Genomic DNA, 6,636 nt, shown 5'->3' on the forward strand with positions numbered 1-6,636 from the left:
AACGTCTATACCGGCGGGCCGAGTAGCCGTCGGCAATGAGCGACACCGACGACCCGGAGGCGAACGGGGCGTCCGACGGCGGGGGCGGCTGGTTCGAGGCGCGTCCGTCGGGGGCGGCGGACGGCGACACGGCGAGCGGCGACGCCGCGACCGCGGCGCGGGTCCGCGACGGGACCGCCGAGGCACCCGCCGACTGGCCCGCGCGCGCCGTCGAAGCCGGATTCGCGGACGACGCGGACGAGTACTACGACCGGCTCAAGGCCGCGACGACGCGCGCGACGCGGGAGGCGGTCCGCGAGCGCGAGCGCGCCGACGACGCGCAGCTGATCCACGCGGTCCGGGCCATGGACGACAGCGAGCGCGTCGCCAACGAGCTCGCCGAGCGCGCCGTCGAGTGGGCCGGGAGCCTCTTCGACGAGGTCGACCCCGGAATCGAGGGGGCGCGAGCGATCGCCGCGCGCGAGCCGGAGACCGAGGTCGAGCGGCGGGCCGTCTCCCTCGCCGAGCGCGCCGCGGAGCTCGACGACGAGCGGGCGGCGCTCGCGGAGACCATCGGTCGGATCGCGCCGGCGGTCGCGCCGAACCTGACCGAGATGGCCGGGCCGGAGCTGGCCGCGCGGCTGATCGCACTCGCCGGCGGGCTGGAGCCGCTCGCGAAGAAGCCGTCCGGAACGGTACAGGTGCTCGGCGCGGAGGACGCGCTGTTCGCGCACCTCTCGGGACGGGCCCCCTCGCCGAAACACGGGATCATCTACACCCACGAATTCGTTCGGGGGACGCGGCCGGAGGACCGCGGCTCCGCGGCGCGCGCGCTCGCCGGGAAGCTCTCGCTCGGCGCGCGGGCGGACCACTACGCCGGCGAGCGCCGGGAGCGGCTCCACGACGACCTCCGCGAGCGGATGGCGACGATCCGGGCGCGGACGGATGACGGGGACGACCCCGGAGACGCGGGCGGCGCGGAGACCGAGGGGGTGACCGGCGATGAGTGAGGACCTGCCCGCCGGCGTCGAACGGCGCGATATCGACGGCGAGCGGCGGCTGGCGACCCGCGGCGAACCGGTGTACGGCGAGCCGACCGCCGAGGGCTGGCGCGCGTGGGACCCGGAGCGGTCGAAGCTCGGCGGGATGCTGGAACTCGGGCTGGAGACGGGACTGACGGGCGGCGAGAAGGTCCTCTACCTCGGTGCCGCGAGCGGGACCACGGTGAGCCACGTCGCCGACTTCGCGGGCCCGACGTACGCGGTCGAGTTCGCGCCCCGCCCGGCGCGGGACCTCCTCGACGCCGCCGAGCCGCGCAACAGGCTGTTCCCGCTGCTCAAGGACGCGCGGAAGCCGGAGACGTACGCGCACGTCGTCGAGAGCGACGTCGACGCGGTCGTTCAGGACGTCGCCACGCGCGGACAGGCCGAGGTGGCCGTGCGCAACGCGCGGTTCCTGGCGGACGACGGCCGACTACTCTTGGCGATCAAGGCGCGCAGCGAGGACGTGACCGCGGAGCCGGCAGACGTGTTCGAGGGTGCGCTCGACCGGCTCCGCGAGGCGTACGAGATCCTGGAGACGCGGCGGCTCGACCGCTACCACGAGGACCACCTCGGCGTGGTGGCGACGCCGAAGTAGGTCCGGAAGCGGCGGCCGACCCTCACCCCGCCGGGTCGAACAGGTCCTCGACCGAACAGTCGAAGTGGTCCGCGAGGTCGAAGGCGAGCTCCAGCGACGGGTCGTAGCGCTCGCGTTCGATCGCGTTGATACTCTGTCTGGTGACCCCGACTGCGGCGGCCAAGTCGGCCTGGCTCTCGCCGGTCTCAGCGCGCCGTTCCCGGATGTCGTTCTTCATGATCGCCGTCGGAGAACGGTATATACGACGCCGAAGACAACGTATATCGCGAACAGCGTCCACATCGCACCGCCGAAGGCGGCCGGCAGTTCGACGAGGCCGCTCTCCTCGAGCGCGATTCCACCGGGCGCGCCGAGGACGAAGACGAACCCGAAGATAGTGATCGTGTAATCGCTCGCCTTCCGCTCGATGGCCGTGTCTCGCTCGTCGTACAGAGTCACCGAACTGAGCCGCCACACGGCTAGCATCCCGAAGAATCCTCCCCAATAGAAGAGGACACCGACGAGGAACCGATCGAAGTAGATGCCTATCCACAGGGCGAGTATCCCACCGATCAGGAGCCCGACCATCAGTCGCTTGTACCGTTTCCGCCTGGAGAGCCGCTTCGTCGCGGGGGTGGCGTGTTCGCTCATGGTGGAGGTAAAGCGAGCGCGGACCGAGTGTAAAGCTCGCTTTACAGTAAAGCAGACTTTACGTTAGATAATAAAGCTATCGCCGGTAGCGTTCGGAGACAGAATGGGATCGAGAGTCGATGACGCGCCAGATTTCCCGCACTTCACCACGAGGGCGGCGAGAAGCCGGCGTCTTCGAGGATGGGCTTCCACCGCTTCTGGACCGACAGCCGGGAGACGTCCATCGCGTCGGCGACGGCGGACTGCGAGCGCTCCTCGCCGCGGATCAGCCCGGCGGCGTAGAGGCTGGCGGCGGCCGCGACGCGCTTGCCGCGGTCGTCGTCGGGCGCGCGGGAGAGGAACAGGTCGACCGCGGTCGAGCGCGTCTCCTCGTCGAGGTCGAGCGCGGCGCACGCCTCGTCGAGCAGCTCGATCCACGCCTCGTTGTCGACCCGGTCGCTCGCTCGGTACACGGGGACCGGTAGTCGAGGGAGGCATATAAGCGGCCGCGTCCATTGAGTCGCGCGCACGTCCGCCGCCCTGAAGTCGCCCGCGCACGTAGCGCGCGTATGTCGACGCAGACGTGGGACGAGACGCGGGTCCGGTCGCTTCACGACGACCTCGTGGCGCTGTACGAGCCGGTCGACCGGGTGGCCGAGCACGGCGCGGACCCGACGGCCGAACCCGGGGAGGGCGTCCGTCAGTTGGTGACGACCATCCTCTCGCAGAACGTGGCCGACGAGAACACGGCCCGGGCCTCGGAGGCGCTGTTCGAGCGGTACGACGACTTCGCGGCGATCGAGGCCGCCGACCACGAGGCGCTGCGAGAGACGATCCGCGTGGCGGGACTGCCCGACCAGAAGGCCGCCCGGATCCAGCGCGCGCTGGCCGCGATCCGCGAGGAGACCGGCGGCGCGTACTCGCTGGCGTTCCTCGACGCGATGGCGACCGACGACGCGAAGGCGTGGCTCACGGATATCAAGGGCGTCGGTCCGAAGACCGCCAGCGTCGTCTTGAACTTCCACTTCGGAAAGCCGACGATGGCGGTCGACACCCACGTCGAGCGCGTCTCGAAGCGGTTCGGACTGGTCCCCGAGTCGGCGTCGAACGGGCGGGCACACGAGGTGTTAGACGAACGGGTCCCGGACGAACTGATCTACCCGCTCCACGTCCTCCTGATCCGGCACGGTCGGGAGCACTGTTCGGCCCGGAATCCCGACTGCGACAATCCCGTGTGCGAGGCGTACTGCGACTGCGAGGGCTGTTGAGACGTTGTTGGCGAAATATCCGACTCCTTACATATCAGCCGCTTATTCGCAAGCACTCGCCTGCTAGGACATGGTTGCTGCGGAGACGACTAGCGAAGCCCCAGCCGTGAGGACCTCCGAAAGACGGTCGCCTCGCTTCGCTCGGCGCTGCGTCTTTCGTGGTCCCGCTCGCGTTCGCTCGCGGGACTCGCGCGACTCGCTGTCGTTCGAGACGCCGAAGGCGTCTCGTGATGTCGTCAGAATCTTTCGGATTCTGACTGCTAGCCGGAAGTCTCCGACTTCCGGCGATGACGAGAGAGCAAAGCTCTCTCGAACCACGCGCCTCAGTCGCTCGTTTCACTCGCTCCTTGCGGTGCTTGCGTCGTCGTGCTTCGTCCTCCCGGCTGCCCCTTCGAGTCCCACCCCGCACAGCCCCGCACCTCACACCTCCCCAACCTCGTCGGCGGCTCCCGACGGTCGCCGCCGACTCCCTCGCGCGTGCGACTCGCGGCCTTCGGCCGCTCGCCGGCACGCGCCACCGTGGCTTTTTCTGCGACCACGTAGCGGTGTCGGTCCGTCAGGTTCTTGAATCGGTTTCGCCTACGCAGATCTGCGCGCGGGTTGCCGAGCCAGGCCAAAGGCGTAGCGCTTAGGACGCTATCCCGTAGGGGTCCGCCGGTTCGAATCCGGTCCCGCGCATGAGCGAACGAAGTGAGCGAAGAGCAGGAGCGGATTTGTAGCCCAGAGGACGAGCGAAGCGAGTCCTCGCGGTTCGAATCCGGTCCGACGCGCACTGGCTCGAACGGACGCGAAGGATCCTGAAGCGACGGTCAGTCGTCGCCGGGGCCGGGAAGCGCCTCGAGCGCCTGAGCGAGTTCCGCGCGGTCCGGAACGACGTAGATGTGGCACTGCGTCTCCTCGCTCCCGATCTCGATCGCCGAGTCGATGGCGAACGCGTAGTCCTGGTCGTCGGTGAGCCGGGCGATCACCGACCGCATGATCGCTTCGCCGCTGTCGCGGACGTACTCTGGCGGCGAGTGTTCGATGGTCGATTCGAGCATGTTCGCCCATCCGTCGATGAACCCGCTGGTGAGGATGTTGCCGAGTTCTTCTATCGCGGCCTTCACGGTCGCGTCGTCGAGGTCCGCGGCGTCGCCGGGCGTCATCGCCTCGGCGACCGACTGACCGGACCGAACGTCGAAAAGCAGGAGGAAGTACCCGCCGGGGAGCCCGTTCATCTCGAACAGCGAACCGATGTGGGTCCGCCGCCCGAGGTCCGCGGCGATCTCCGACAGCGAGAGGAACCGGAGCTGACTCACGTCGACGTCGGTGGGGAGACCGGTGAGCATACCGAGCTGGTCCGACGCTCGCTCGGCGCTTTCCTTCGCGAAGTCGTTGAACAGGGTGAGCTTCTCCACCGGGACCGTCTGGCTGTTCGACTGCCCCGCGAGGAGGCTGACGAACTCCTCGTACTCGGGGATCAGGTACATCGGGACCGACAGGTCGACGTCGGTCGCAGTGAGCCGGCTCTCGAAGAGGAAGACGCCCTCCTCGCTCGCCTCGCGACGCGTCAGCCGCGGGAGGATCCGCATGCCCGCCGCCTCGAGGTACGTCGGTGGCGTCATGTTGACCTCGACGCCGAGGTGGTCGGCCCACCCGTCGACGAAGCCCCCGACCATGATGTTGCCGAGTTCGGCGAACGCGCTGCCCGCCATCGACGCGTTACCGGTCGCTCCGGGGATCTGTTGCCGGAGCTGATCCGCCGAACTCGGCTCGAAGATCAACACCGTCTCGCCGGAGAGCCCGCCTTCGAGTCCGACCTGAACGCCGATGTACTGCTGGCCGGCGAAGATCGCTTCGAGGTCGGCTTCCGTCACGAGTCCGGCCCCGGTGCGCTCGTCGCGGAAGCGAAGTCCGGTGAGCTGTGACAGCGACCGCGCGGCCTGCCGAGCGCCCTGAGACGCGAGGTGGTTGAACTGTTCGAGCTGATTGATGTCGATCCTCATTGGCGGTCCGCGCGGTGTCGGGAAGGGCGGTGAGTGACGCCGGAACTCCGATCGGGCGGCCGAGGACGGGACGAGCGCATGCGTGGTTTCAGAGCCGAGATCCTATTAACGGACTGGATGCGGCGGCCGAGGTCCGCGGTGCGACGGGGCGACGGGGCGGTCACGCCGGGCCGTCGTCGACGAACCGTTCCGGAACCAGCCGCCGGAGGAGCCGCGACCGAGTCACGGAGAGACCGCTGACGAGGAGGAAGCCGACGAAGATGACGCCGAACCCGGCCAGCGACTGTGCCGAGAGCGTCTCTCCGAGCAGCGCCCAGCCCCCGACCGCGGAGACGACGGGAACAAAGTAGAACAGCAGGTTCGCGCGCGTCGCGTCGACCTCGTCGATGAGCGCGAAGTACGCGATGTACGCGATCGCACCGGAGAAGACGCCGACGTACAGCAGCGCCGCGAGCGCGACGGGCGGCAGCGACAGGCCGGGGACCGACTCCCCGACGCCGAGGCTCAGCGCGTGCGAGAGGACGGCCGCCAGCGGGACGCCCCAGACGGTGCGGGCGGTGCTCGACAGCGTCGCGTCCGCGCGCCGTATCAGCACTGCCCCGAGCGCGCTCGCCACGGCGGCCGCGGACAGGAGCGGAACGCCGGGGCCGCCGCCCAACAGCGCGGCGGGATCGGGATCGGCGACGAGCGCGACGCCGAACAGGCCGAGGGCCATGCCGGCGTATCCGCGGGCCGAAAGCCCGTCCTCGCTGAGCAGAAACGCCGCGAAGACCGGCGTCAGGATCGGGTTCAGGCTGAAGACGACGGCGGCCACGCCGCTCGTCACGTACTGCTGCCCGACGAACAGCAGCGCGTTCGTCAGCCCGATAACAATCACGCCGGTCGCGACGATGCCGATGACGTCCCCGCGGGTGCGGGGACGCAACTCCGCTCGCGAGAGCCGCGTCGCCGCGAACGCCGCCAAGACGACTGCCCCGATGTCGAACCGGACGGCAACGAAGAACAGCGGCGGAAGGTGGGCCAGCCCCGCCTTCGCCGCGACGAAGGTACCGCCGAAGAGCAGGGCCGAGACGAGGAACAACAGACCCGTGCGTCGGGAGAACACGTTACCGCAACACCTCGGCCACAGCCTCGGACGGACGATCAGTTTGGGTAGT

The 6,636-nt window shown here is 69.3% G+C and carries 8 protein-coding genes and 1 tRNA gene; 4 read left to right on the plus strand and 5 right to left on the minus strand.

Going from position 1 to position 6,636, the window contains the following annotated elements; genetic code table 11:
* Positions 1-35 precede the first annotated feature (35 nt).
* Together C472_RS05220 and C472_RS05225 are read left to right on the plus strand one after the other, a co-directional pair.
* Positions 36-989 carry an NOP5/NOP56 family protein gene (locus tag C472_RS05220; RefSeq protein WP_006628759.1) on the plus strand — a complete coding sequence of 318 codons (954 nt, stop codon included), beginning with the start codon at positions 36-38 and terminating at the stop codon, positions 987-989.
* The gene (locus tag C472_RS05225; protein ID WP_006628760.1) at positions 982-1,617 is read left to right on the plus strand and encodes a fibrillarin-like rRNA/tRNA 2'-O-methyltransferase; all 636 of its coding nucleotides are present in this window, start codon (positions 982-984) and stop codon (positions 1,615-1,617) included. Before C472_RS05220 ends, C472_RS05225 begins: the two co-directional genes overlap by 8 nt.
* 22 nt (positions 1,618-1,639) lie before the next feature.
* On the opposite strand, the gene C472_RS05230 is transcribed toward C472_RS05225, so the two are convergent.
* From C472_RS05230 to C472_RS05240, 3 genes are all read right to left on the minus strand, one after another.
* Entirely contained in the window at positions 1,640-1,834 is a 195-nt protein-coding gene (locus C472_RS05230) for a helix-turn-helix transcriptional regulator (protein ID WP_006628761.1), read from the minus strand.
* The gene (locus C472_RS05235; protein WP_049906341.1) at positions 1,831-2,247 is read right to left on the minus strand and encodes a DUF2178 domain-containing protein; all 417 of its coding nucleotides are present in this window, start codon (positions 2,245-2,247) and stop codon (positions 1,831-1,833) included. The genes C472_RS05230 and C472_RS05235 overlap by 4 nt, the downstream gene beginning before the upstream one ends.
* 143 nt (positions 2,248-2,390) lie before the next feature.
* A complete protein-coding gene (locus C472_RS05240; RefSeq protein ID WP_006628763.1) occupies positions 2,391-2,699 on the minus strand; it encodes a hypothetical protein in 309 nt (102 codons plus the stop codon).
* A gap of 96 nt (positions 2,700-2,795) precedes the next feature.
* On the opposite strand from C472_RS05240, the gene C472_RS05245 reads away from it, so the two are divergent.
* Entirely contained in the window at positions 2,796-3,494 is a 699-nt protein-coding gene (locus C472_RS05245; protein WP_006628764.1) for an endonuclease III domain-containing protein, read from the plus strand.
* Between the two features lie 593 nt (positions 3,495-4,087).
* Positions 4,088-4,172: transfer RNA gene (locus C472_RS05250), tRNA-Leu, on the plus strand.
* A 131-nt stretch (positions 4,173-4,303) separates the two neighbouring features.
* Here C472_RS05250 and C472_RS05255 read toward each other — a convergent pair.
* Both C472_RS05255 and C472_RS05260 read right to left on the minus strand, forming a co-directional pair.
* Positions 4,304-5,479 (minus strand): chemotaxis protein CheC, encoded by a 1,176-nt coding sequence (locus C472_RS05255; RefSeq protein WP_006628765.1) that lies wholly within the window; start codon positions 5,477-5,479, stop codon positions 4,304-4,306.
* A 160-nt stretch (positions 5,480-5,639) separates the two neighbouring features.
* A complete protein-coding gene (locus tag C472_RS05260) occupies positions 5,640-6,584 on the minus strand; it encodes a DMT family transporter (RefSeq protein ID WP_049906343.1) in 945 nt (314 codons plus the stop codon).
* Positions 6,585-6,636: the final 52 nt, after the last annotated feature.

The organism is Halorubrum tebenquichense DSM 14210, from assembly GCF_000337415.1.
Taxonomy (GTDB): domain Archaea; phylum Halobacteriota; class Halobacteria; order Halobacteriales; family Haloferacaceae; genus Halorubrum; species Halorubrum tebenquichense.

Coding starts and splice junctions, on each gene's coding strand:
- C472_RS05255 (WP_006628765.1), bottom strand. CDS start 5,479: ATGAGGATCGACATCAATCAGCTCGAACAGTTCAACCACCTCGCGTCT.
- C472_RS05225 (WP_006628760.1), top strand. CDS start 982: ATGAGTGAGGACCTGCCCGCCGGCGTCGAACGGCGCGATATCGACGGC.
- C472_RS05235 (WP_049906341.1), bottom strand. CDS start 2,247: ATGAGCGAACACGCCACCCCCGCGACGAAGCGGCTCTCCAGGCGGAAA.
- C472_RS05245 (WP_006628764.1), top strand. CDS start 2,796: ATGTCGACGCAGACGTGGGACGAGACGCGGGTCCGGTCGCTTCACGAC.
- C472_RS05230 (WP_006628761.1), bottom strand. CDS start 1,834: ATGAAGAACGACATCCGGGAACGGCGCGCTGAGACCGGCGAGAGCCAG.
- C472_RS05220 (WP_006628759.1), top strand. CDS start 36: ATGAGCGACACCGACGACCCGGAGGCGAACGGGGCGTCCGACGGCGGG.